Here is a 23,011-nt window from a genome sequence, read left to right on the forward strand (position 1 = left end):
CACGTTGCGCTTGGCCGCAGCGCGTGGGCGTCCTTGTTTGGAAGCGCTGAAAACAACGGCTCGCTGTTGCGTTGCAATGCATCGAAGCAGCGGGTGAAGCAGCGGCGCCGGTAGTGTTGCTGGCGTGCTGCCCCGACACGGGATGGCTTAAAAATACACGCATGACGCTTGAGGATGCGGCATTTCGCGGATACATTCGCGGCCATGATGTGGGGTGTATCGCGTATCCGTAACAGAGTGGCCGCAGCCTTGGCGCTGCTGGGCGTAGCTCTGTACGCATTTGTGATCCCCGGCCATCTCACCTCACAATTCAACGCGCAGCTTCAGCATGTCTCTCACGCCCTATTGGCTGAGGCGCAGCTTGAAGGCGTCATCTGTGCCACCGACGGCACCGATCCGGCAGCACCGCAAACGGAATGCCCGATCTGCAAGGGCGTAAGCGCGCTGCAGTTGGCCTTGGCACCGCGCTCTGCCGTGACGCTTCCCGTCATGCCGCACGCCGCGCCGATGCCGACGTTCCTGCATGACGATCTGGCATCGTCCACCCATCCCGTTTACCGCAGTCGCGGACCACCTCTCCCGGCCTGACCACGAATGCGCTCGGTTTCGGGTCGCCGCCTGCTGCCTTTTGCAGTCCGTCGGTTCCGTTGTGCCAGCGCTGAAGTAATGCGTCGCCGAAGTGCGTGGCAAATGCCTGCGCCCGCACGCACGGCTTCCAGTAATGCGTTGGGGGAATTGAGTAATGTATCGGAGTTCCAGGCTGCCGGTGGCATGTGCCACGGCTGTAGCCGCGCTGTGCGGTCCGCTCACCGGAGCAGGGGTCGCGCAGACAGCAGATGGTGGCGAGGTGGCGTTGCCGCCGGTGGTGGTCGAGCAGACCGCAGCGCCCGCCAAGAAGGCCAAGAAAAAGGCCGTATCCAAGAAGGTCGCCGCGCCGTCCAGCGCGCCGGTTGTGCCGTCCGAAGCGGCAGCGCCGTCAGCCAATACCGGCGTTGGCGTCACGGTGCGTGCCGGCAGCCTCACGGTGCCAAACACAGCCGAAGCGCAAACGGCGATCCAGCAGACGCCGGGGGGCGTGGCGCTGGTTCCCGGCAGCGCCTATCAGACCTCGACACCGGCCAGCACGGTCAAGGACGTGCTCGATTATGTGCCCGGCGTGTTCGTGCAACCCAAGTGGGGCGATGACTCGCGCCTGTCGATCCGTGGCTCCGGCCTGTCGCGCAACTTCCATCTGCGCTCCATCCAGCTCTACATGGATGGCATCCCGATCAACACTGCTGACGGCTACGGCGACTTCCAGGAAATCGACCCCACCGCCTACCGCTACACGGAAGTCTTCAAGGGCGGCAACGGGCTGCGCTTCGGTGCCAATGCGCTCGGCGGTGCCATCAACTTCGTGATGCCCACCGGCTATGACGCCGACGCCGCCAAGGTGCGCACGGACTTCGGCAGTTACGGCTTCCACAAGCTGTCGGTCAGCTCCGGCGGCGTTGCTGGCGCGGCTGACTACTTCATCGCTGGCACATGGATGGAAACGGACGGCTTCCGCGATCACTCCGGCGGGGAGAGCTATCGTGGCAGCATGAACGTCGGCTACCGTTTGTCGGAGAACGTCGAGACGCGCTTCTACATCAACGCCAACCACGTCCGCCAGGACATCCCCGGCAGCTTGACGCGACAGGCGGCGTTGACCACGCCCGGTGCCGCCAACCCTGGCAACATCGCGCTCGATCAGAAGCGCAACATCGACACTGTGCGCATCGCCAACAAGACCGCCGTGCGTTTGGCTCCGGGCACGCTGCTGGAGTTCGGCGCCTTCGGTGTCGACCGGCATCTGATGCATCCGATCTACCAGTGGCTTGATTACCGCTATCAGGACTATGGCGCCTTCGCGCGCATCGCGGACGAAAGCCGCATTGCGGGAATGCGCAATCGCTTCATCGGTGGCGTGAACCTGCACAACGGCACGCTCGACAACAAGCATTATGGCAACGTCGCTGGCCGCAAGGGCAATCTGGTTTCCAGCTCTGAAGATACGTCCGAGAACCTTTCGGTCTATGCCGAGAACGCGCTGTATGTGCTGAGCGATGTGGCGCTTGTCGGTGGTGTGCAGTTCCTGCACGCCACGCGCGATCGGGATAATCGCCTCAACGGACAAACGAGCCAGACTGAATTCAATCTATGGAGCCCCAAGGTTGGCGTGTTGTGGGATGTGACGCCGAACGCGCAGGTGTTCGCCAACGTCTCCCGTTCAGCCGAGGTGCCAAGTTTCGGCGAAAGTTCGGCCGCGCTAGGTGTGGCGTTCACCGATATCCGTGCGCAGCGCGCCACCACCTACGAAATCGGCACGCGCGGTGGCACCGCCGATTACACGTGGGATCTGGCGCTCTATCGCGCCAACATCGATAACGAGCTGCTTTGCTTCACGTCGCAGAATTTGTTCGGATCGACATGCCAGGTCGCCAACGCCGACAGCACCATCCATCAGGGCGTCGAGCTTGGTTTCGGGCTGGCCATCGCGCGCGGTGTGCTGACCGAAGGCCGCGACGCCGATGAGCTGTGGCTCAACACTGCCTATACGTTCAACGACTTCCGCTACGACGGCGACGCAACGTGGGGCGACAACGAACTGCCGGGCGCACCGCGTCACTTCCTGCGCGCGGAGCTGCTCTACAAGCATCCCACGGGCTTTTACTTCGGTCCGAACATCGAGTGGGTGCCGGAAGCCTATTACGTTGACAGTGCCAACACGGTCAAAACCGCTTCGTACGCCATTTGGGGTGCGAAGGTCGGCTTCGACAATGGCGGTCCGATCAGCGCCTACATTGAAGGCCGCAACCTTTCCGATGAAGCTTACATCGCCAGTGCAAGCACGTCCGCCAACCTCGGCGGCCTGGATGCGGCGGTGTTTGAACCGGGTACTGGTCGCGCGTTCTATGCCGGCGTGCAGTTCAAATGGTGATGCCATGAACCTGGAAACAGCACAGCGCTGCGGGCGTTTTCTGTTGCGCATCGCAGCCGTTGCGTTCCTCTTCGGTGGCATGTCGATCGCGTCTGCAGCCGCGGATGATGCAAGCGACATCCGCACACTGCTGGCCCAGACGTGGGACAAGCCGGATAACCGTCTCGTCGTCGATCCGGTTGTCATCGTCGATGGCAGCGCGCTCGCAAGCTGGACGCAGGGTGATCGCGGTGGCCGCGCCTTGCTGCGTCGAAACGACGGCGGCAAATGGAAAGTGGTGTTGTGCAGCGGTGAACCGCTGCGCCACGCCAGCACGCTCATTGCCACCGGCATTGCGGATGCCGATGCGAAAGCGCTGGCGGATCGCCTTAACGAAGCGGAAAGCAAGTTGCCAGCGGAGCGGGCGCGGTTGTTTTCAACATTTGAAGGTGTGGTGCACGTTGCGGAAGATGATCACCACGGCCACTCTGCGCCCGCAGACAAACACAGCGGCCAACACCACAGCCATTAGCAGCGGCTACACTTTGGTGCTGCACCTCGGAGAATGACCAATGACGAATACCAATACAGGTAAAATTGCAGCTCTGGCGGGTGTGCTGACGCTGGCAGTGGCAGGTGGAGCATCTGCGCACGTCTCGCTTGAACGCGGTGAAGCGCCAACCGGTGCGGGCTATAAGGCTGTGTTCAGCGTGCCGCACGGTTGCAAGGGGCAGGCGACGAACGAAGTCATCATCGACATTCCGGAAGGCGTCATCGCCGTTAAGCCGATGCCGAAGGCGGGCTGGAAACTGTCGCTGGAAAAAGGCCCCTATGCGCGCAGCTACGGCTTCTATCATGGCGATACAAAAAGCGAAGGCGTGAAGCGCGTCACGTGGAGCGGCGGCGAACTGGCCGATGAGCACTTCGATCAGTTCGTGCTGTCGAGCTTCATCGCCGCTGAGCTGCCTGCCGACGGAACGCTGGTGTTTCCGGTGACGCAGAAGTGCGCCGATGGCGAACTGCGCTGGGAGCAGGTGGCCGCGCCCGGACAGGACCCGCACAGCCTCGAATATCCCGCGCCGGTGCTGCGTCTCGTGGCGGGTGGTGGACATGATCACCACCATCACAACCACGCTGCTGCCGCCGCATCGTCTGACATCACTGTAACGCAAGCGTGGACCCGTCCCGTTGCTGCGGCCGGTGGCATGGGTGTCGGCTATGGCAAGATCACAAACGCTGCTAAGGAAACCGACGCTGTGATCGGCGCCAGTTCTGATGCCGCGGAGCGCGTCGAATTGCACGAGACGACGATCAACGATGCCGGTGTCGCCAGCATGAAGAAAGTTGATCGGCTGGAGGTCAGCGGCGGCAACAGCATCGAACTGAAGCCGGGCGGGTTGCACCTCATGCTTATCGGTATGAAGCAGCCGGTGAAGGACGGCGATACCGTCAAGGTCAAGCTGAAGTTCGAACATGCGGGCGATGTCGAGGTGGCGCTGAAGGCGCAGAAAGCAGCACCCGATGGCAACGCCGATGCGCATGAGGATAGCCACGATCATCACAATCACGGCGACCACGACCACAAGCATTGAGGCTCAACGGTTCCCACAACCGTCGTGAAACCTAACCGGCTTGCGTAGCATCGATGCTGTGCAAGCCGGAAGCGCCGCGCCCGCACGCGTGTCAGGGACGCAAAGCGTTGGCTGCGTTGCGCCGCGCGATGATCCGATAATAGCACCAGCGCAGGACAGGGATGGCGAGGCGGCCCGCAATCGCACCCGCGGCGCTATACAGAAAATCGTCGACACTCGCCGAACGGCCGGCGGCCATTCCCTGACCAACTTCAAGTAACGCGGCATAGCCGATCAGCAATGCGAGGTCGGCCAGGATGTGGCGGTTTGATCGTAAAAATCCGACCCAGAACGCGGTGCCGGCATAGGCGATAAAATGCTCAAGGCTCGCACCCAGGCCTGTGCGCTGAAGCTGTGCCGCAGGCAGCCACGAGAGCACCGCAAGCGCGGCGAGGCAGGCGATCAATGAAAGGGTTGCCGGGCCGGCGTACCGTTTGCGGAAGGACGATTGTCCCGGTGCGGTGAAGAACAAGGCTCTGTCGGTTCCTGACTAATCGGTGCAATCGCAAAGAGACGCTTTCACGCGAACATCAAAGGCACGCAGAAACCGGACGAGCCTGCACAGCGACGGTTGGCTGGTGGACGCAGCATCCGCCACGGTTATTGTCTGGGCGGTGACTGGATGGATGGCTCGCCCCGTGTCCCTTATAGGGCCGGATGCTGCTGAGGGCGCCTCAAGTGATGGTCCATGCATGTAAATTTTCACAATATCTTTCCGCGCTGAGAAAACACCGGATGCGGTGGCTTGGGTATTGCAATGCCAGCAATGGATTGGTCTCATGGGCCTGAAAAAAAGGCCTGCAAAATAAGAAGATCGATCAATGCGGCGATGTTAGGGGCGCCGAAGAGGAGAAGCAATATTTTCATCGCCATATCCTTATCTCGCGCCGGCTCCTCGCCGCACCATGACTGGCGTAACTGATTTTCATTAGGTTGCGCGCGGGCGCTTTTCCCCCGGTGACGGCGCATTAAGCGCCCGATATGTTTCGGCGCGCGCAGCGGGCCAGTTGCCCGGACGATTTGTTGAATACGAGGGGAGCGATCATGGATGACGACAAGAGGCCGATGCGCCGGGTTCTGATTACTGGAACGGCGGGCTTCATCGGCTTCCATCTGGCGCGGTTGCTGCTGGCGGAAGGTTTTGTCGTTCAAGGTTATGACGGCATGACCGACTATTACGATGTCGCCCTCAAGCAGCGCCGTCATGCCATGCTGTTGCAGACGCCCAATTTCTCGGCGACCGAAGGCATGCTTGAGGATCAGGCGCTGTTCGATGCTGTCGCCGACGCGTTCCAGCCGGATGTGATCGTGCATCTCGCCGCCCAGGCGGGCGTGCGCTACAGCCTCGAAAATCCGCGCGCGTACATCGATTCAAACATAGTCGGCACCTTCAACGTGATGGAGGCGGCGCGGCGGCTGAAGGTTCAGCATCTGCTGATGGCGTCGACTTCGTCGGTGTATGGAGCCAACGACGAGATGCCGTTCGCGGAAACCGAAAAGGCGGATACGCAACTCACCATCTATGCCGCGACGAAGAAGGCCAATGAGAGCATGGCCCATTCCTACGCGCATCTGTGGGACCTGCCGACGACGATGTTCCGCTTCTTCACCGTCTATGGGCCATGGGGCCGGCCGGATATGGCTCTCTTCAAGTTCGTAGATGCCATTCTCGATGGCCGCCCCATCGACATCTATAATAACGGCGATCTTTATCGCGACTTCACCTACGTCGAAGATCTGGTGCGCGGCATCCGGCTTCTCATCGATGCCGTTCCGCAGCGGCCGGAAACGAAGGATGCGATCGAGCCGGGCGATAGCCTTTCGCCGGTGGCGCCGTATCGCGTGGTCAATATCGGCAATTCCGACAAGGTGCGCCTGCTCGATTTTGTGGAGGCCATCGAAGCGTGCCTCGGCAAGACTGCCATCCGTAATTACATGCCGATGCAGATGGGCGACGTGACCGCGACATGGGCGAATGCAGAGCTGCTGCAGCGGTTGACGGACTATCGCCCGCAAACCGACTTCCATGATGGCATTGCCCGTTTCGTGGCGTGGTTCCGCGACTACTACGGCAAGTGAGCAGCCTGCGGGACCATGCCCGCAATCTCCGCGTGCTCAAGATGGGCGTTGCACATTAATCGGTGAATGCTGCCCTGCAGCGTATATCGCGACGCGATGCATAGCGGGGCGGTGCAAAGCACCGACAATTATGGCAAATCAGCCACCGCTGGATTGCTGCCCCGCACTCTCATCGTAGCTCATTAGCCACACCAAATTTGCACATTGATGGCAATGCCCATCTTGGCAGTTTGGAATCTTGCTAAGCGAAATATCCCGTGGGATACAGCGAGTATGTGCTGTATCGCGTAGGATATAGCGAAGCCACTATCTAGTACCGAGTTTGTGGGGGGTAATCGTGCGTAAAGTTGCGTACGCGGCGCTATGTAGCGCCGCGATGGGTGTCCTGTTGTCCGATGCTATCGCACAGGAAGCGCCGGTCACGGCGGCAGGTGATATTTCGGCTTCGGAAGCGACACCGCTTCCGCCATTGGACGTGACGGCGCCATCGCAGCCGATCGTCAAGCGCAAGCCTAAGAAAACACAATCAAGCGGTTCGGGCAGTGCAGTAGCTACGTCCGATGGCATGGACGAAGGCATCGGCCTTGAGGACACGGCCGCGCCGCCGTCCGTCTTCACGCTCGGCCAGAACAGCATGATCGGCGGTTCAACCGTTGGCAGCGAAGCCATCTGGACCTTCAACAAGCTCACGCTCGATCAGGCCGTCGCCATGGCGCCGGGCGTATCGATGAGCAACCTTGGCGGCTCGCGCAACGAACGCGACATCTTCGTACGCGGCTTCGACCGTTGGCGCGTGCCGCTGACGATGGACGGCGTGCGCATCTATCTGCCAGCCGACAACCGTCTCGACATGAACCGCTTCCTGACGCCCGATCTGGCCGAAATCCAGATCGAAAAGGGCTACGTTTCCGTGCTCAACGGTCCGGGCGGCATGGGCGGTGCGATCAACCTTGTCAGCCGCAAGCCGACGAAGGCATTTGAGGCTGAAGCGCGCGTTGGCGTCGTGTTTGACGGTGATCTGGAAGGCCGCAACGCCGTCAACAGCTACGGCATGATGGGTACGCGCAAGTCGGAAGGCTATGCGCAGATCAGCGGCACCATCGTCAGTCAGGACCACTGGAATCTGTCGAACGATTTCACGCCGACGCCGTTCGAGAATGGCGGTCTGCGCGATAATTCGGAGACTGAGGATTGGCGCATCAATGCCAAGGTCGGCTACACGCCGAACGCAACCGACGAATACGCCATCAGCTACACATCGCAGGCTGGTTCCAAGAGCGCGCCGCTACATATCGAAGGTGGCAACCGCTTCTGGAAGTGGCCGACGTGGGATATCACCAGCTTGGCTGGTTTCTCGCACACCAAGATTGGTGAGGCGTCCTATGTGAAGTCCAACGTCTATTACAACCAGCTCAACAACAATCTGCGGTCGTTCGACGACGCAACGTATACGACGCAGTCGCTTGGACGCGGATTCAACAGCTGGTATGACGATTTCGCTTATGGCGGCATGGTCGAAGTGGGCACGCAGCTCATTCCGATGAACACGCTTAAGGGCTCGGTGCACTATCGCCTCGATAACCACAGCGAGTACGATCACAATCGCCCGGATCATTCCAGCGGCTATATCGAACCGAAGCAGGAAACCGAGGAGCGCAACTGGTACTACGCGCTTGAAAACACGTTCCACGCCACGTCCTGGCTCGACATCGTCGGCGGCGTCAGCAAGGATCACGCACGCCTGTTGAAGGCCGAGAAATTCAACAGCACGACGCGTCTCGTCGAAAGCTATCCGACGGGTGAGGGTGAAGCGTGGAACTGGCAGTCTGCCGTGATCGCTCGCTACAGCGACACCGGTAAGGTGCACGCCAGCGTTTCTAACCGCACGCGGTTCCCGAATATCTTCGAGCGCTTCTCGACACGCTTCGGCACCGCTGAGCCCAATCCGGATCTCGACGCCGAAGAAGCCCGCAACTACGAACTGGGCTGGAGCGACACGTTCAATCGTCGCCTGCGTTTGTCCGGTGCGGTTTTCTACAGCGAGATCGACAATGCGATTCAGTCGGTTCTGGTCAGAAGCTATCTGGACACCAACGGCAGCACGGTGCAGGTGACGCAGAACCAGAACGTCGGTGACGGCACGCACAAGGGCATCGAACTGGCGGTCGACTATGACCTGATGCCTGGCCTGCGCGTTGGCGGCAACTACACCTATCTGCGCCGCGAAATCCGCGATCCGTTGCGTCCGGGCCTGAAGTCTGAGAGCACACCGGAGCACGAGGGTTTCGTCTATCTGGCCTGGGATGCGATGTCGAACCTGACCATCACGCCTAGTCTGGAACTGGCAAGCGATCGTTGGAGCCTGGCAAGCCAGGGCGCTGACGCCAATCAGTTCATTCAGATCGGCTCCTACGCTCTCGTGAACCTCAACGTTGAATACCGCGTCAACGAGATCTTCTCGGCCTCCGTTGGCGGTCGCAACCTCACCGACCAGAACTACATGCTGGTTGAAGGTTTCCCGGAGCCGGGTCGCCAGTTCTTCGCCAACGTGCGCGCAAGATACTGATCGATCCCGCCTCAACCCAGGTGCCGGCGCATGACACCCCGTCCATGCGTCGGCACCTTCTTTGTTCACAAGGTGCTGATTGACCCGCAAAGGCTTTCAGTGCTTTGGCATGTTAAACGTTCCTCTGCGCTCCCCCGGCGCATACCTTGCGGAGATTGACAATGCGCAACACCAACAAGCCCACCGTTTCCATGCTCGCCCTGTCTGCGCTGCTCGCCGGCGTTGTGATCGCAAGCCCCGCGATGGCCGATGAAGGCTGCAAGGGCTTCAAGTGGCCGGTCGATACCGAGGTGGGTTGGCTGAAGGCTGACGATCATCTGCAGATCAAGAGCGGCGCTGAGATCGATCCGCAGCCGACGCGTGCGATTACACTTGAGCTTGAGCCGGCCAAGGACGTGAAGATGCCGGTGGCCGCCGGTGTGAAGCCGCAGGCCATTGGCGCGGGCACGTTCTCGGGCTGGTTCACGCTGCCGGCCGGTGTTAAGCCCGGCATCTATCAGGTTTCGCTGTCAACCAACGGATGGCTGGATGCTGCCCAGAATGGTCAGCTCATTCGCTCGAATGGGTTCACCGGCCGCCGTGAATGCGATGTGATTCACAAGAGCGTGCGGTTTGAGTTAGGCGAAGGTCCGGTGACGATTCAGATCAGCGGCGCACCCAAGCAAACCGTGCTGGTAACCTTCAAGGCGGCTGAATAAGGGCGCGCCAACTGCCGTGTCCCTCGGTTCTGCGATGCGCCCTGCGATGCTTCGGCGCGTGAATTGTTGCCGCCAAGGCGTTATGACATGCTGCGGTGGCGGAAGGCTGTATGGCCCCCGCCACGCAGAGTTCAGGCGCTGGGAAACGGGGCAACACCGGCCGTGCCATTGATCGAAGTCAGCAAAATCGTCGGACTATTGCGCGGCGGGTGGCGGATGCGTTTCGCCCACCCTGTGCTCGCGATGACGGCGGTTGCCATGCTGGCTTCGCTGTTCGGTTATCTGTTGAGCGGTTCGGTCCAGTCGCAAACGCCAGGTCCGCCCATCACCTCCGTTGAGGCGTTGGGCAGCGAACTGTTTGGCGACGTCAATCTTTCCCTGAACAGATCGCAGGCCTGCACAAGCTGCCACTCGCCGAACCTCGCGTTCACCGATCCGCGCATGGCGCCAGAGGTAGGCGGCGCGGTGTCGCTCGGCGGTGATTCAAAGTCTCTGGGTGAACGCAACGCCCCAACCGTCACTTACGCGGCGCACATGCCGGAGTTTCATATCAACGCCGCCGGCGAGCCGATCGGTGGCTTCTTCCTCGATGGCCGCGCCAAGACTCTGGCGGAGCAGGCTGGCGGCCCGCCCCTCAATCCGCTCGAAATGGGCATGCCCGATAAAGCCAGCGTGGTTGAGCGGCTGAAGGAAAATCCGCGTTATGTCGCCGCCTTCAACGCGCTGTTCGCGCCCGGCGTTTTGGATGACGTGGAGCAGGGCTATTCGGCGATGACGGCGGCGATCGCCAGGTTCGAGAGCACGCCCGAGTTCTCAACCTTCGATTCCAGATATGATCGCTCCCTACGCGGCGAGGTGAAACTGACTGACCAGGAAGAATTGGGGCGGGTGCTGTTTTTCTCCGAGCAGTTCACAAGCTGCAGCGAGTGCCACAAGGGCAATATGTTCGGCGGCACCGAGAAGGAGCTGTTCAGCAACTTCGAATTTCACAACATCGGCGTGCCGGCAAACCCGGCGCTGGTTGCCGCGACAGAGCGCGGCCCGGATGTTGGTCTCGCTGCCAATGCACATCTTGCGGCTGCAGGCGGCGATGCTGCTTCCATCTCTGCGCATCGCGGCAAGTTCAAGGTGCCGACGTTGCGTAACGTGGCCGTCACCGCGCCCTACATGCACAACGGTGTGTTTGAGGATCTGCGCACCGTGGTGCTATTCTACGACAAGTTCAACAATCGCAGCGCTGCGCGTCAGATCAACCCCGAGACCGGCAAGCCGTGGGGAGATCCTGAAACGGCTGAGAACATTTCAACGGATGATCTGGAGCGCGGGCGCGCAATGGATAACCGGCGCATTGATGCGATGGTGGCGTTTCTGAAGACGCTGACCGACAAGCGCTTCGAACATCTGATCGCGCCATAGTCATAACGGGATCGGGCGCGCCGGATGTTGACCGCCGCGCCCGATTTGTTCCTTAGCAGCAAGCTTCAGACAGCTGCTCCGCGCCCGCAAGGCTGCAAATGCCGTCGCGTTCTAGCGTCCGCGCAGCCGCTGGCTGATGTCCTGCGGGGATGGTGCCTCACCACCTCCGCCCTTGGTCAGATTATCAATCAAACCCGGCAGCGCTTTTGCCAGCTGAGATAGCAGGTCATCCTGGCTATATCCGGCCTTGTCGGCCATCTGCCCAACCTTATCCTGCCCAAGCGCATTGCCAAGGTGATCGGGTTGCACGGGTTTGTTTTCGCCTGCGCCCAGCCATGAGCGTACGACATCATCGAGGCCGGATGCCTGCAACTGTTCGAGCAGTGCACCCAGTCCGGCATTTAGATCCGGAATATCGCCTTGCGATGCAGCGTTACCGGCAGGCGGAGCAGGGATGTTGCCTGGAATGGGCAGCGGGCTCGGCTGCGCCTGTGGTGCGTTCTGCTGTGGCACGGGTTGCGGGGCCTGAGCCTGTGCGTTGGCATCGGCAGGGTTGCCGCCCAGAAGCTCCCGGAAGACGACGATGAGGGGCTGTGGAACATCGCCGTTCTGCTGTAGCTGCCGCAACGTGTCGTCAAGAAATCCCATGATCTTTACTCCATTACAGGTGTTCAGACGTCTGCATAAACGCGGGTGCGCCGTGGCAGGTTCAGTGCTCGCTCAGCCGGCGGTTGCATTCGCTGTAGAAGCCGCCGCCGGCAAGGCTCCACTTGGATTCATCCATGCCCGCGGCCTTGTTCGCCACATACTGGTCACGGCACGTCAGCATGCGCGCCCGCCCGGCGGGCAGATGGGCGTACTTCCGCGGTATGGATGTGGGGAATATTCCTGCTGCGGTCGGCATCATGCTGCCAGCGCGGCCGGTCACTGTTGCGGGGCAGCCCGCCGAACGGAAGCTGTTCCATGTCATGCCGCCAAGTGCGTCGGCGGCTTTTGCAGCTTGATAGCGCGCGCTGCATTCCTGCTCGCTGACCTTGACGCTGTCGGGCCCGGTGCTGGCCGCTTTCGCTTTGGACTTCGTGGTTTCAGTGTCGCGCGCAGCGGGCGTGCGCACGGCTTGCTTCTGGACTGCTGCGCCATTCGCTCCGGCAACGCAGCCTTCGGCGCGGAAAGCGTTCCAGGTCATGTCGCCCAAGGTGCCGTCCTGTTTGGCGGCGCGATAGCGGGCGCTGCACTCAGCCATGCTTGGTCCAGCGGTATCGGCCTTGGCGCTTTTTGGTGCCTTCTTTGCTTCGCCACTCTTCGCTGACTTGAGAGCGTCCTTGCTAGCATCTTTAGCGGCCTTCGCCTCCTTGCCCTTGGCAGGTGGCGTCTTTGCTGCGGCCTTTTTCGGCTCCTTAGCCGGTTTGGTTGCCGCCTGCGGCTTTGTCAAATCCATCGTCGCGCCGGCGGCGCACTCAGCGGATCGGAACTGGTTCCAGTTCATATCGCCAGCCGCGCCGGACTTCTGCGCAGCCTTATATTTGGCGCTGCACTCCTGCATCGTCAGCGCGCTTGCGGGCGTCGCGATCAGGAGCAGCGCAATGCTGGCCGTACCAGCCGAAACGATATCGCTAATGCGCATTTCAAACCTCGCTTTCCAAACGGCGTAGCCGGAAACTCAGTAAGCGGCCATGGATCTTGCAACGTAAGCTTGGCGTTAGGTCCGTGTGCGAATGAACGTCCGTTGCTGTTGTCCTTGCCCGAGCAGTGCCTCGCCTCTTCCGCCGAGGAGGCGAGGCGCATTCTTGCTATGTCAGCGGCCGAAGCTGCTGCGGAACACATCGTTTGCAGATCCGCTGCTGCCGCTCACCCGTGTGGTGTAACCGCCGCCGCCGCCACTGCTGCGACTGCGGTTTGAGCTGGCTCCGCGCGAAGCTGTGCGCCGCTTGGACGTGGCCCGGTTGCCTGACGAAGCCTGCCGCGAGCTTGAGTTTGAACTGGCGCTGGAAGGCCGATCCGACGAGCGGGCAACCGTCGCTGGCGCCAGGTGATCGCGGCCCTTTTCGATATCCTTCCACTTGCCAGCCAGAGCCAGCGAGATCCGCTTTTCATGGCCATACACATCCTTCGCCGTGTGCACGTCGCCATTCTCATCGACGGTTGCGGTGAAGTAGGTGATGTGGACGGGAATGTGATGCTCAAGCCGGACGCCGTTCTCCTCAGGCGTGCCTTTCAGAAGTGCCTGCACCGTTTCCGCATCCCAGCCCTTGTCGTAGTTCAACAGAACTTCAGCCAGCGTCACCGGATTGCGCACGCGGATGCAGCCATGGCTGAAGGTGCGCTGGGATGAATTGAACAGGCTCTTGCTGGGCGTGTCGTGCAGGTAGACAGCATGCTTATTCGGGAAGGTGAACTTGACCTTGCCCAGCACATTGCCCGGTCCCGGCGGCTGATAGATATCGTAGTTGCGAATATCGGATCGCGACCAATTCACCTTGCTCGGATTTACGACCTTGCCATTGCGGATCAGCTTCAGGCCGTTGCTATAGAAATAGCCGCCGCCCCGTTGCAGGCTCGGATACACCGTTTGCATCTTTATGGATGGCGGCACAGTCCAGCGCGGGTGAAAATAGATCGTCTCGATGTCGTGCGAGAAGATCGGTGTCTGCGTGCTGGTGGTGCCGACGACGACGCGTTCCTCGTGTACAACATTGCCATTATGCACAACTTGCATCTTGTAATCGGGCACGTTGACCCAGACGTGGGTGTCGCCAAGATCATCTGGCATCCAGCGCCACTCTTCCATGTTCGCCAGCAGCGCCTGCGGCGTTACCTTCGGGCTTTCATTGAAGGCCCGGCGGGTGCGCCAGGTTATCGTGCCGTTGGCGGGTGAAACGCCCTTGCGTTCCTGATACTGCTTCACCGCCTGCACAAGTTCGTCGTCGTAGAAATATGGATCGCCACCGCGCAGCGGCACGCCCAAACGCTCGCGCACCAGCGCAATGTCGTCATGCGTTGAGCCCGGCCGCATAACATTGCCCTTGGCGGGAATGCTTACAGTCGAGGCTTTGTCGCCGTTGCGCAGGGACAGATACTGTTCACGCAGGCGCTGGAACTGCTCGTGCTGCGGGTGCAGCTTTTGCAGAAAGATGTCCGGCACGCCGCTGGCTGCGATATCCGAAATGACCAGATACGGCGGCTTTAGCTGCGGCTTGCGATCGAGATACGAACTGAGCTGCGTAGCGGGGTCTTCAATGCGGCCACCGCGCGCGTGGCGGGCATACTTCAGTATCGCAAGCGAAAGGCCAACTTCTGCGGATGCCAGCTGATTGGCGTCCATCTGTTCGGCGATCGCAGGAGACAGGCGCGGGATGTCAAACTCAGCCGCGTCCAGCCCCCACTCGTCGGCGCGCTTCAGTTCTTCGATTGCAGCTTCCGCGCCGCGCGTCCATCCCTGGCGCGTGGTCCACAGCGGCTTGTCACGCGCGGAGTAGAACATCCACAGCGCGTTGCGGTCTTCCTGCGTCGCATCGTCCGCGCGCTGCTCATGCAACTGCTTGCGCACATCAAGCACGATCTGCCTGTCGGAGCCCACGAAGTAGTTCGATTTTGGCGGCTCGATCGGTGCCGCGATCGCGGGCGCAGCGACAAAATTTATGCCGAGTGTTAGCCCCGCGAAGAGACTGGCGACGTTGGGTGATGGCTTCGGTAGCGGCGTTGGAGGCATCTGGGAACTCTCAGCGGCAAGGGGTTCAAGGGCAGCGATGCGCGCTTCTTCGGGCGTGATGACACCTGCAGCAGCAACCGTCTTCAGCACGAAATTGCGCGCGCGGCGGGCGGCCTTGGCATGCCTGTCGAGACGACGGGCTTCCGGGGCCTGGGGCAGGGCAACGAGCAGTGCAGCCTCACTGATGGTGAGGCTCTTGGGCTCCTTGCCGAAAAGTTTGTACGAGGCTTCCTGCACGCCTTTGATGCGTCCGCCAAAAGGCGCCAGTCCGAGATAGAGGCTCAGGATTTCACGCTTCGTCAGCGTCATCTCAAGCTGAATGGCGCGCAGAATCTGCTGCGTTTTTACGGATGCAGTGCGTTTGTATTTGTTGTCGAGCAGGCGTGCGACCTGCATCGTCAGCGTCGAGCCGCCCGTGATGATGCGCTGTGAGACGACAAGATCGCGGACCGCGCGCACAAGGCCAACGGGATCGATGCCGTAGTGAGAATAGAAGCGGCGATCCTCGAACGTGAACAGCATGGCGAGATACCGCTGGTCCACTTCGTCGGGATCAAGCGCGATAGCAACCGGCTTGGGCGCGGATGTACTGTTCTTGGCGATCAGCGCACTGCGATCAGCGGATGAGGGGCGGAAATGCGCGATCTTGGCTAGTGGTGGTGGACCAAGATTAAGCAGAGCGATGCGCAGTGCCACGTAGGCAATCAACAGCAGCACAACGACGGCAAGCAACGCTGCCAGCAGATAGCGCACAATGCGATTGCGCAGGGCGTTGCGTAAAAATGATTGAAAATTGTTGCCGGCTGCAAACGACAGCGTGGGTTGTTCAAAGCTAATGGAGTTGCCCGCCTCTGTGCGTTCCGACATCGTGCCCTCGCCGACCCAATCGGAGCTGCTGCCCCATCCCACACAAGCCACAAGTGCGGGCAGGGGCTATGAACAGTCATTGCGCGGGGGATCACAATCGAAACGCGAAAAGCGCGTTTACGTGCGCCAAACCGTATTGGCGCGATTTAATTCATAGAGAGATGAAGTGTTTCTCAGATTTTCATAACAACGCATATGGCTGGTCATGCGCACGGAGGCAGACCTGACAAAAAGCCTTATGGTTGGCTGCTAAACGTGTAGTCGAGTGGATTTCGCCAGGCGCAGCAGACCCGCGCAGCGCGGTTAGAATCCCCGCCACAAACTCTCACCACCAGGTGAATATCTGTTCGCGGAGGTTGGTGGGGCAATGCGTGTTCAGCGGGGAGCGTGCGCTCTTGTCGAGCGATGCTCGCCGTCGTCTGACTGGTCAGCAGATTGCTTTGCGAGGTGATCGATCGCGTCGCCCAATCGGCCGCCCACCTTTGTGAGGGCGAGTTCCGCTTCAGCCAAATCATAACCCTGCAGCAGCAGCACAGCCAGTTTCACGCTGCCGTCCGCACGGTCCAGCGCCTCAGAAACCACTGCACCATGCTGCCCGGTCAGATGCGCCACCATCCGCTCGCGGCGCTTGGCAAGCTTGGCATTGCAAGCCTGCACTTCCACCATCATGCCGCGATAGACGCGACCCAGGCGGATCATGATCAGGGTGGACAAAAGATTAAGCGTTGCTCGCTGCGCGGTGCCGGCGTTCATTCGCGTGGAACCGGCTATCGGTTCGGGCCCCGTCGCCAGATAGATCGGATGTTCGGCATCGCTCAGCAGCGGTGTGTCGGGGTTGTTCGCGATGCCGACAGTCAACGCGCCGCGTGCACGGGCCGCGCGCAAACATGCCAGCGTGAACGGCGTCGTGCCGCTGGCCGCTACACCGATCAATACGTCCCCGGCGGTAACGCCATGTTCCGCGATCAATGCTTCGGCGCGGTCAATGTCGTCTTCCGCGCCCTCGACCGCTTGTGTCATCGCAACGTCGCCACCGGCCAGCAGCAGCAGCAGGCGTTCCTTCGGCCAACTGAAGGTCGGCAGCAGTTCCGCGCCGTCCTGAACCGCCAGACGGCCGGATGTACCCGCTCCGGCATAAATCAGACGGCCACCGTTGCGCAGGCGCGCCTCAATCGCCAGCGCCGCCTGCTCGATGGCGCCACGGGCTTCGCGCACCGCTGCAACCGACGCCAACTGACCATCGATCATTGCGTCCAGAATGTCGCCGGGCTGCCAGATATCAATGTTCGTGTAGCGCGGGCTTAACTGTTCCGTATTCATGTCAGGCAGCAAACGCTCCGGGCCACAGTCGTCGACGTCTATACTGGTCATACCTACATAACGTAGGTGGACGGAAAGTGGCATCCAATGGGCCAAACGACGTTACTGCTTGGTGTCGATGGTGGCGGAACCGGTTGCCGGGCCCGATTGACCGATCTCGATCTTAACGTCCTGGGTGAAGGCACCGCCGGTCCGGCCAATATCCGCATTGGACTGAAGGAAAGCGTTGCGGCAGTTATGCGCGCCGTTGAGGCCAGCTTCGATGCTGCCGATCTTGCCTTGGGCGACGATGTTAACGTCATGGCCTGTCTGGCTTTAGCGGGCGCCAGCGAGCCGAGTTGTCTGGCCGCTGCGCGCACATGCAACTTTCCGTTTGCCCGCACCGTGCTGACCACCGACGCGCACGCGGCCTGCATCGGCGCCCACGGTGGCAAAAGCGGCGGCATCATCATCATCGGCACCGGCAGCATCGGCTGGGGCTTTGCCGCCGGACAGGATTATCGCGTCGGCGGCTGGGGCTACCCGATTTCGGATGAGGGCAGCGGGGCATGGCTTGGCGGTGAAGCGGTCCGCCGCATGTTGTGGGCCTATGACGGCCGCGCGCCGTGGAGCGATCTGTTGAAGCAGATTCTGGGCCGCTTCGATGGCGATCCGCATGCGGTTGTCCGCTGGATGGCGCAGGCGCATCCGCGCGATTACGCGACGTTCGCTCCGCTCGTCATTGAACACGCAAATCGCAATGATCCGGTCGCGCACGAAATCCTGCGCGCGGCTGGCCAGCACATCGACGCCATAGCCGCTCGCCTCAATGCGTTGGGTGTGCCCCGACTGGCGCTTTCCGGCGGGCTTGCACGGTTGATAGAGCCGTGGCTATCGGCGCAGACGCGTGCGTTGCTGGTGGAGCCGCAAGGCGATGCGCTGAGCGGCGCGCTACAGCTTGCCCGCGATGCAGCGTTGAGTGCGCATGCCGGTTATCATTTCGCTGCGGTCGAGCGTTCAGCCTGACAATCGCGTCTGCATCAGCAGGCTGCTAAGGCTTATCCGGCAGCGGAATGAATTCCTCCATATCACCCGGCACGGGCGCAAACCGCTTCGCCTTCCAGTCTGCTTTCGCCGCGTCGATGCGATCCTTCGACGACGATACGAAATTCCACCAGATGTGGCGTGGGCCGTCCATTGGTTCACCGCCCAGAACGATCAGCCGTGCCTGCGATATGGCGAGCACCGAGATGCGATCGCCCGGCCGGAATATCAACAGTCGGCCAGGGCCGAATACGTCGCCCGCGATATCGATTTCGCCGGACACGATAAATATCGCGCGCTCGTCATAGTCGGGATCGAGCGGCAGCAGGGCACCCGGCGCCAATACGGCTTCGGCGTAGAATGCCGGATGCGGGAATTCCGCTGGCGATGTCTGTCCAAACATCTGCCCCATCACCAGGCGCACAGTTTTGCCTTCACCGCTGATGCGCGGCAGCCGCGTGGCGTCGAAGTGTTCGAACGTCGGTGCCCGTTCCTCGTGCGATTTAGGCAGCGCCGCCCAGGCCTGAATGCCGAACAGGCGCGGCCCGCGCACGCGCTCATCGCCCGGCGTCCGCTCCGAATGCACGATGCCCGAACCGGCCGACATGAGATTGAGTTCGCCCGGCCGGATCACCATTTCGGTGCCAAGGCTGTCCCGGTGCATGATCTCGCCATCAAACAGATATGTCACCGTTGCGAGGCCAATGTGCGGATGCGGTCGCACATCGATGCCGTTGCCGATCAGAAATTCCGCCGGTCCCATCTGGTCGAAGAATATGAATGGCCCCACCATCTGCCGCGCCGCCGAGGGCAGGGCGCGCCGCACCGAAAAGCCGCCAAGATCATGGGCTCGCGGTACGATGATGTGCTCGATGGCGTCGCAGCTGTGAGCATCGCCAGGTACGGGGTCATCAGCGGGAAGGTGGCTCATTTGCAAACTTCGCTCCTTGATCGGGCGGTGACGGTGACACCACCTCAATGTATAGCTCGTTGCCGTTCCCGATAGTCCAAGACAGGAAAAGAGCAAATGTCAGCCAATCTGCACGGCAAGGTGGCCATTGTCACCGGCGTCAGCAACGAAGGTCAGGTCGGTCAGGCCGTCGCCCGCGCCTTGGCCGCCCGGGGTGCATCGCTCGCCATCTGCGCGCGCACCGAGGCTAATGTTGTGGCGCGCGCGGCCGAGTTAAAGGCCGAAGGCGCCAACGTCATTCCCGTCGTCGCCTCGCTCACCGATGAGGCGCAGGTCAAGCGTCTTGTTGACGAGACACTTTCGGCGCTGGGCCGCATCGACATCGTCGTCAACATTGCTGGCGGCCTCTCCGTCTACAAACCCTCCGCCGAGGTTGAGGTGAATGAGTGGACGCGGGAAGTGAACAACAACGTGTTGAGTGCGTTTCTCGTCACGCGCGCGGCGTTCCCGCACATGGCGAAGAGCGGCGGCGGTTCCATCATCAATTTCGCCCGCGCTGGCAACGCGCAGGCCAACATGCTGCCCTACAACGTTGCCAAGGCCGGTGTCGTTGCGTTGACGCGTACGTTCGCGCTTGAGGGCAAGGATGCGCATATTCGCGTCAACGCTGTAGCGCCGGGGCTCGTCGATACCGGATCTAACGTTGCGATGATGCAGCCGAAGGATACGAGCAACTGGGCCAAGCGCGACGAGATCGCCGACGCGGTTGCGTTCCTCAGCGGCGATCAGTCGATTGGCATCACCGGGCAGGTGCTGGAAGTAACCGGCTGGGGTTACGCCTGAGCGCTTTTATCACGCGCACCGTAAATCTGCGCGTTCCGAACGCGTTTTAAAATGCTTGCATCCCGCATCTACGCGGGATGCGGGCCAACACTCCGATGGCGACGATTTTGCGGTCCATGCCGCAATCGAGAGGCAGCACTAGCGGCTGCACCTCTGTGATTGAAGCGTCAGTGCCTACAGTATTTCCAGCACCGTCTCCGGCGGCCGGCCTAGCCGCACGCCCTTGTCCGAAACGACAATCGGCCGCTCGATAAGCCGGGGATGTGCCACCATCGCTGCGATCAATTCATCGTCGCTCAACGCAGCATCATCGAGGTCCAACTCGCCGTATAGCGCCTCCTTGCGGCGGATCACATCGCGCGCCTTAAGCCCCATCTTCTTGATGAGACGCTTCAGCTCGGCGCTGCTGGGCGGCGTTTTCAGATATTCGATCACATCCGGTTCAATGCCCTTCTCGCGTATCAGCGCCAGTGTCTTGCGCGACGTGCTGCACGCCGGATTGTGATAGATCGTAACGGTCATGGTTCAGCCACCTGAGGTCTCGGACTTTGCCTGCCGGGCCTCGGAGAACTGGCGGAAGGCATCGACAGCATGTGCCGCGTACATAACCGCTGGCCCAGCTCCCATATAGATCGCCATGCCGAGCGTTTCGAGGATTTCTTCCTTGGTTGCGCCTTGCTCAACGGCCGCCTTGGTGTGAAACGCGATGCAGTCGTCGCAGCGGGACGAAACGCCGATGGCCAGCGCAATCAGCTCCTTCGTCTTGGTGTCGAGCGCGCCGGTCTTCAGCGCCGCCTGCGCAATGCCGCCAAACGCCTTCATCACCTCCGGCGCGCCGCCACGCATCTCACGCAGGTTCGCGCTCAGGTCACGCGTCAGGGCGATCCAGTCGTCGGTCATATCGCGGCTCCAAGCTATTTTTTATCTCGTTACGTTGAGAAGGAAGCCATTACCTTGCGTGGGAGCAAGCTGACTGTGACCTAGGTCACAAAGCGGGCCAACGCCGACGGTGGAACGTGTGCGGCAAATGCTATCGTTCCGGTATCGAAACCGTTCACCATGGCCAAGCATTGCGCGTCGGCAGTGTGAAGCCGTTCAACAAATGCCGGGACACTTCACCGTAAGAGACCGCCGGAGAACCAAGCAATGCCCACCAGCCTTGCCGATTATCGTTCCAAGCGCGACTTTGAAAAAACCGAAGAGCCGAGCGGCAGCCGCAAGGTGCGGACAGCGCCATATCCGCGCTTCGTCATCCAGAAGCACGACGCCACGCGCCTGCATTACGATTTGCGGCTGGAGCACGATGGCGTGTTCAAGTCGTGGGCCGTCACCAAGGGGCCGTCGCTGAACCCTAAGGACAAGCGCCTCGCCGTCGAGGTTGAAGACCACCCGCTCGACTATGGCGATTTCGAGGGCACGATCCCGAAGGGCGAGTATGGCGGCGGCACGGTCATGGTGTGGGATCGCGGCTACTGGCTGCCGGAGGGCGACGAGGACATCGACAAGGCGCTGGCGAAGGGCGAGCTGAAATTCGTGCTTGCCGGAGAAAAGCTCAAGGGCAGCTACGTGCTGGTCCGCATGAAGGGTGACCGCTATGGCGGCAAGCGCAACAACTGGCTGCTGATCAAACATCGCGACGATTGGGCGAACGACGACGGCGATGCGGCGCTGAGAGAAGATCGCTCGATTGCTTCGGGTCGCACGATGGAGCAGATCGCCAACGGCACCGGCAAGGCGCCCGCACCGTTCATGCTCGGCGGATCGAAAAAAGCATTCGACGCCGATGCGGTCTGGCATTCCGTCGTTGAGGCCCGCCAGCGCGCTCCGGAGGCACACGTAAAGGCTGCAAGAAAAGCGCCGGTTGCCCGCAAGCGGAGCACGTCTGCGGCAGCTACAGCTACAGCAATAGTTTCGGGCACCGCCGCGAAAGCGCCCCGCAAAGCGGCTGCTGCCGCAACCAAACGGGCGGCCCCGGCAAAGAAAGCTGCAAAGTCGCCGCCGAAGAAAAGCGCTACCACCCGTAGCGCGCCTGCCCGCAAGACAGCGACAAAGCGCTAGCTGCGGTTTTCACGCCGTCCGCCGTCGTCTATTTTCTGCGGCATGGATCAGCATGCCCGCAGCTTCACCCCGCCGTTCGACAGTTTCGCGCCGCTCGCGCGCGCCGATCTGCCGTCCGCAACGATCCCGCTGGCCCGTTTTCTCATTGGCAAGCTGTTGGTTCGCCGCTGCGGTGAGGGGGTGCGCGTCGGCCGTATCGTCGAGACCGAAGCCTATCCGCCCGGCGATGACGCCTGCCATGCCCGCAGCGGCCGCACGTTGCGCAATGCATCGCTGTTTCTGCCCCACGGCCACATCTATGTTTATCGCGCCTACGGCACCTCGATGATGCTCAACATTTCCAGCGAAGCTGAGGATGTCGGCGCGGGCGTACTGGTGCGCGCTGTCGAGCCGTTGTCCGGCCTTGCGATCATGCGTGCACGTCGTGGCATTGACGACGTACGCCGGCTTGCGCGTGGCCCCGGCTGTCTCGCTCAGGCATTCGATGTTGATTTTACCCTCGATGGCGCTGTCTATGCGCCCGCAAATGGTCTCTGGCTGTCATCGGATGGAGCGCCCACGGCAATCACTGCGTCCGTGCGGATCGGCATCACACGCAACGCCGATGCCCCCTGGCGCTTCTTCGTGCCCGCAAGTCGGTGGGTCAGCGGTACGGCAAAACTGAACGCAAGCGGCGTCTGATCGGCCGAACGCGCGTTTGTCCAGTGTCATGATCCACAGAGTGTGAATAAACGGCGTCCGTCTGCAAAATGCGCCGCAATCGCCTAACTCGCGCGCAAGCCATGCATATTGCCAACGCTGCAGGCGTTGTGCTGCAAACCCTATACGTTGGATGACAGTTGCTCGAATTGCACACTCGTTGTCGTGCGCGCGCTCCCCGGCATCAATTGCGACCTTTAGGCTCCAGGAATCTATAATCTCAACTCAAAGGCGAGTTTGTTCCGGGCCGA

General features: G+C 61.1%; 19 protein-coding genes and 1 pseudogene. 12 read left to right on the top strand and 8 right to left on the bottom strand.

Translation table 11 applies throughout. The features are described from left to right. Positions 1-174: 174 nt before the first annotated feature. From QEZ49_RS02410 to QEZ49_RS02425, 4 genes are all read left to right on the top strand, one after another. A complete protein-coding gene (locus tag QEZ49_RS02410; protein ID WP_280383878.1) occupies positions 175-588 on the top strand; it encodes a hypothetical protein in 414 nt (137 codons plus the stop codon). Between the two features lie 154 nt (positions 589-742). Next, positions 743-2,962, top strand: a complete 2,220-nt coding sequence (locus tag QEZ49_RS02415; RefSeq protein ID WP_280383880.1) for a TonB-dependent receptor — start codon at positions 743-745, stop codon at positions 2,960-2,962. 4 nt (positions 2,963-2,966) lie between these two features. Beyond that, positions 2,967-3,473 (top strand): copper uptake system-associated protein, encoded by a 507-nt coding sequence (locus QEZ49_RS02420; RefSeq protein ID WP_280383882.1) that lies wholly within the window; start codon positions 2,967-2,969, stop codon positions 3,471-3,473. Between the two features lie 40 nt (positions 3,474-3,513). Beyond that, a complete protein-coding gene (locus QEZ49_RS02425) occupies positions 3,514-4,533 on the top strand; it encodes a DUF1775 domain-containing protein (protein WP_280383884.1) in 1,020 nt (339 codons plus the stop codon). A gap of 91 nt (positions 4,534-4,624) precedes the next feature. On the opposite strand, the gene QEZ49_RS02430 is transcribed toward QEZ49_RS02425, so the two are convergent. Further along, positions 4,625-5,044, bottom strand: coding sequence for a hypothetical protein (locus QEZ49_RS02430; protein ID WP_280383886.1), 420 nt, complete (start codon positions 5,042-5,044; stop codon positions 4,625-4,627). 572 nt (positions 5,045-5,616) lie between these two features. Between QEZ49_RS02430 and QEZ49_RS02435 the strand changes: the two genes are divergently transcribed. The 4 genes from QEZ49_RS02435 to QEZ49_RS02450 all read left to right on the top strand — a co-directional run bounded on the left by QEZ49_RS02435 (position 5,617) and on the right by QEZ49_RS02450 (position 11,331). Then, entirely contained in the window at positions 5,617-6,651 is a 1,035-nt protein-coding gene (locus QEZ49_RS02435; RefSeq protein ID WP_280383888.1) for an NAD-dependent epimerase/dehydratase family protein, read from the top strand. A 337-nt stretch (positions 6,652-6,988) separates the two neighbouring features. Next, positions 6,989-9,217 (top strand): TonB-dependent receptor, encoded by a 2,229-nt coding sequence (locus QEZ49_RS02440; protein ID WP_280383890.1) that lies wholly within the window; start codon positions 6,989-6,991, stop codon positions 9,215-9,217. 161 nt (positions 9,218-9,378) lie between these two features. Then, positions 9,379-9,915, top strand: a complete 537-nt coding sequence (locus QEZ49_RS02445; RefSeq protein WP_280383892.1) for a hypothetical protein — start codon at positions 9,379-9,381, stop codon at positions 9,913-9,915. Between the two features lie 216 nt (positions 9,916-10,131). Beyond that, positions 10,132-11,331 (top strand): cytochrome c peroxidase, encoded by a 1,200-nt coding sequence (locus tag QEZ49_RS02450; protein WP_280383894.1) that lies wholly within the window; start codon positions 10,132-10,134, stop codon positions 11,329-11,331. Between the two features lie 111 nt (positions 11,332-11,442). On the opposite strand, the gene QEZ49_RS02455 is transcribed toward QEZ49_RS02450, so the two are convergent. The 4 genes from QEZ49_RS02455 to QEZ49_RS02470 all read right to left on the bottom strand — a co-directional run bounded on the left by QEZ49_RS02455 (position 11,443) and on the right by QEZ49_RS02470 (position 17,278). Continuing rightward, on the bottom strand, positions 11,443-11,979 hold the full coding sequence (locus QEZ49_RS02455) for a YidB family protein (protein WP_280383896.1): 537 nt from the start codon (positions 11,977-11,979) through the stop codon (positions 11,443-11,445). 61 nt (positions 11,980-12,040) lie between these two features. Further along, on the bottom strand, positions 12,041-12,955 hold the full coding sequence (locus QEZ49_RS02460) for a hypothetical protein (RefSeq protein WP_280383898.1): 915 nt from the start codon (positions 12,953-12,955) through the stop codon (positions 12,041-12,043). Between the two features lie 171 nt (positions 12,956-13,126). Next, positions 13,127-15,907: a transglycosylase domain-containing protein gene (locus QEZ49_RS02465; protein ID WP_280383899.1), complete on the bottom strand. Its 2,781-nt coding sequence runs from the start codon at positions 15,905-15,907 to the stop codon at positions 13,127-13,129. 375 nt (positions 15,908-16,282) lie between these two features. Then, positions 16,283-17,278, bottom strand: a complete 996-nt coding sequence (locus QEZ49_RS02470) for an N-acetylmuramic acid 6-phosphate etherase (protein ID WP_280383900.1) — start codon at positions 17,276-17,278, stop codon at positions 16,283-16,285. 36 nt (positions 17,279-17,314) lie between these two features. Here QEZ49_RS02470 and QEZ49_RS02475 point away from each other — a divergent pair, with 36 nt between their 5' ends. Beyond that, complete coding sequence (locus QEZ49_RS02475; protein ID WP_280383902.1) at positions 17,315-18,232, top strand: BadF/BadG/BcrA/BcrD ATPase family protein; 918 nt, start codon at positions 17,315-17,317, stop codon at positions 18,230-18,232. A gap of 25 nt (positions 18,233-18,257) precedes the next feature. Here the strand turns inward: QEZ49_RS02475 and QEZ49_RS02480 are convergent, their stop codons facing one another. After that, on the bottom strand, positions 18,258-19,181 hold the full coding sequence (locus tag QEZ49_RS02480) for a pirin family protein (RefSeq protein ID WP_280383904.1): 924 nt from the start codon (positions 19,179-19,181) through the stop codon (positions 18,258-18,260). A gap of 96 nt (positions 19,182-19,277) precedes the next feature. Between QEZ49_RS02480 and QEZ49_RS02485 the strand changes: the two genes are divergently transcribed. Continuing rightward, positions 19,278-20,003, top strand: a complete 726-nt coding sequence (locus tag QEZ49_RS02485; RefSeq protein WP_280383906.1) for an SDR family NAD(P)-dependent oxidoreductase — start codon at positions 19,278-19,280, stop codon at positions 20,001-20,003. 174 nt (positions 20,004-20,177) lie between these two features. Here QEZ49_RS02485 and arsC read toward each other — a convergent pair whose 3' ends face one another. Beyond that, positions 20,178-20,525: an arsenate reductase (glutaredoxin) gene (gene arsC / locus QEZ49_RS02490; protein WP_280383908.1), complete on the bottom strand. Its 348-nt coding sequence runs from the start codon at positions 20,523-20,525 to the stop codon at positions 20,178-20,180. 3 nt (positions 20,526-20,528) lie between these two features. Beyond that, positions 20,529-20,903 (bottom strand): carboxymuconolactone decarboxylase family protein, encoded by a 375-nt coding sequence (locus tag QEZ49_RS02495; protein ID WP_280383911.1) that lies wholly within the window; start codon positions 20,901-20,903, stop codon positions 20,529-20,531. A gap of 246 nt (positions 20,904-21,149) precedes the next feature. On the opposite strand from QEZ49_RS02495, the pseudogene QEZ49_RS02500 reads away from it, so the two are divergent. Continuing rightward, positions 21,150-21,803: pseudogene (locus tag QEZ49_RS02500) on the top strand (DNA polymerase ligase N-terminal domain-containing protein); the annotation flags it as partial. A gap of 300 nt (positions 21,804-22,103) precedes the next feature. Continuing rightward, the gene (locus tag QEZ49_RS02505) at positions 22,104-22,742 is read left to right on the top strand and encodes a DNA-3-methyladenine glycosylase (protein WP_280383913.1); all 639 of its coding nucleotides are present in this window, start codon (positions 22,104-22,106) and stop codon (positions 22,740-22,742) included. Positions 22,743-23,011: the final 269 nt, after the last annotated feature.

Source organism: Hyphomicrobium sp. D-2 (genome assembly GCF_029872155.1).
Classification (GTDB): domain Bacteria; phylum Pseudomonadota; class Alphaproteobacteria; order Rhizobiales; family Hyphomicrobiaceae; genus Hyphomicrobium_A.

What these genes read in the sequence shown, in the direction of transcription:
- QEZ49_RS02410 (WP_280383878.1), top strand. Translation starts at nt 175, where the DNA reads ATGCGGCATTTCGCGGATACATTCGCGGCCATGATGTGGGGTGTATCG.
- QEZ49_RS02415 (WP_280383880.1), top strand. Translation starts at nt 743, where the DNA reads ATGTATCGGAGTTCCAGGCTGCCGGTGGCATGTGCCACGGCTGTAGCC.
- QEZ49_RS02420 (WP_280383882.1), top strand. Translation starts at nt 2,967, where the DNA reads ATGAACCTGGAAACAGCACAGCGCTGCGGGCGTTTTCTGTTGCGCATC.
- QEZ49_RS02425 (WP_280383884.1), top strand. Translation starts at nt 3,514, where the DNA reads ATGACGAATACCAATACAGGTAAAATTGCAGCTCTGGCGGGTGTGCTG.
- QEZ49_RS02435 (WP_280383888.1), top strand. Translation starts at nt 5,617, where the DNA reads ATGGATGACGACAAGAGGCCGATGCGCCGGGTTCTGATTACTGGAACG.
- QEZ49_RS02445 (WP_280383892.1), top strand. Translation starts at nt 9,379, where the DNA reads ATGCGCAACACCAACAAGCCCACCGTTTCCATGCTCGCCCTGTCTGCG.
- QEZ49_RS02450 (WP_280383894.1), top strand. Translation starts at nt 10,132, where the DNA reads ATGCGTTTCGCCCACCCTGTGCTCGCGATGACGGCGGTTGCCATGCTG.
- QEZ49_RS02455 (WP_280383896.1), bottom strand. Translation starts at nt 11,979, where the DNA reads ATGGGATTTCTTGACGACACGTTGCGGCAGCTACAGCAGAACGGCGAT.
- QEZ49_RS02460 (WP_280383898.1), bottom strand. Translation starts at nt 12,955, where the DNA reads ATGCGCATTAGCGATATCGTTTCGGCTGGTACGGCCAGCATTGCGCTG.
- QEZ49_RS02465 (WP_280383899.1), bottom strand. Translation starts at nt 15,907, where the DNA reads ATGTCGGAACGCACAGAGGCGGGCAACTCCATTAGCTTTGAACAACCC.
- QEZ49_RS02470 (WP_280383900.1), bottom strand. Translation starts at nt 17,278, where the DNA reads ATGACCAGTATAGACGTCGACGACTGTGGCCCGGAGCGTTTGCTGCCT.
- QEZ49_RS02475 (WP_280383902.1), top strand. Translation starts at nt 17,315, where the DNA reads ATGGGCCAAACGACGTTACTGCTTGGTGTCGATGGTGGCGGAACCGGT.
- QEZ49_RS02480 (WP_280383904.1), bottom strand. Translation starts at nt 19,181, where the DNA reads ATGAGCCACCTTCCCGCTGATGACCCCGTACCTGGCGATGCTCACAGC.
- QEZ49_RS02485 (WP_280383906.1), top strand. Translation starts at nt 19,278, where the DNA reads ATGTCAGCCAATCTGCACGGCAAGGTGGCCATTGTCACCGGCGTCAGC.
- arsC (WP_280383908.1), bottom strand. Translation starts at nt 20,525, where the DNA reads ATGACCGTTACGATCTATCACAATCCGGCGTGCAGCACGTCGCGCAAG.
- QEZ49_RS02495 (WP_280383911.1), bottom strand. Translation starts at nt 20,903, where the DNA reads ATGACCGACGACTGGATCGCCCTGACGCGTGACCTGAGCGCGAACCTG.
- QEZ49_RS02505 (WP_280383913.1), top strand. Translation starts at nt 22,104, where the DNA reads ATGGATCAGCATGCCCGCAGCTTCACCCCGCCGTTCGACAGTTTCGCG.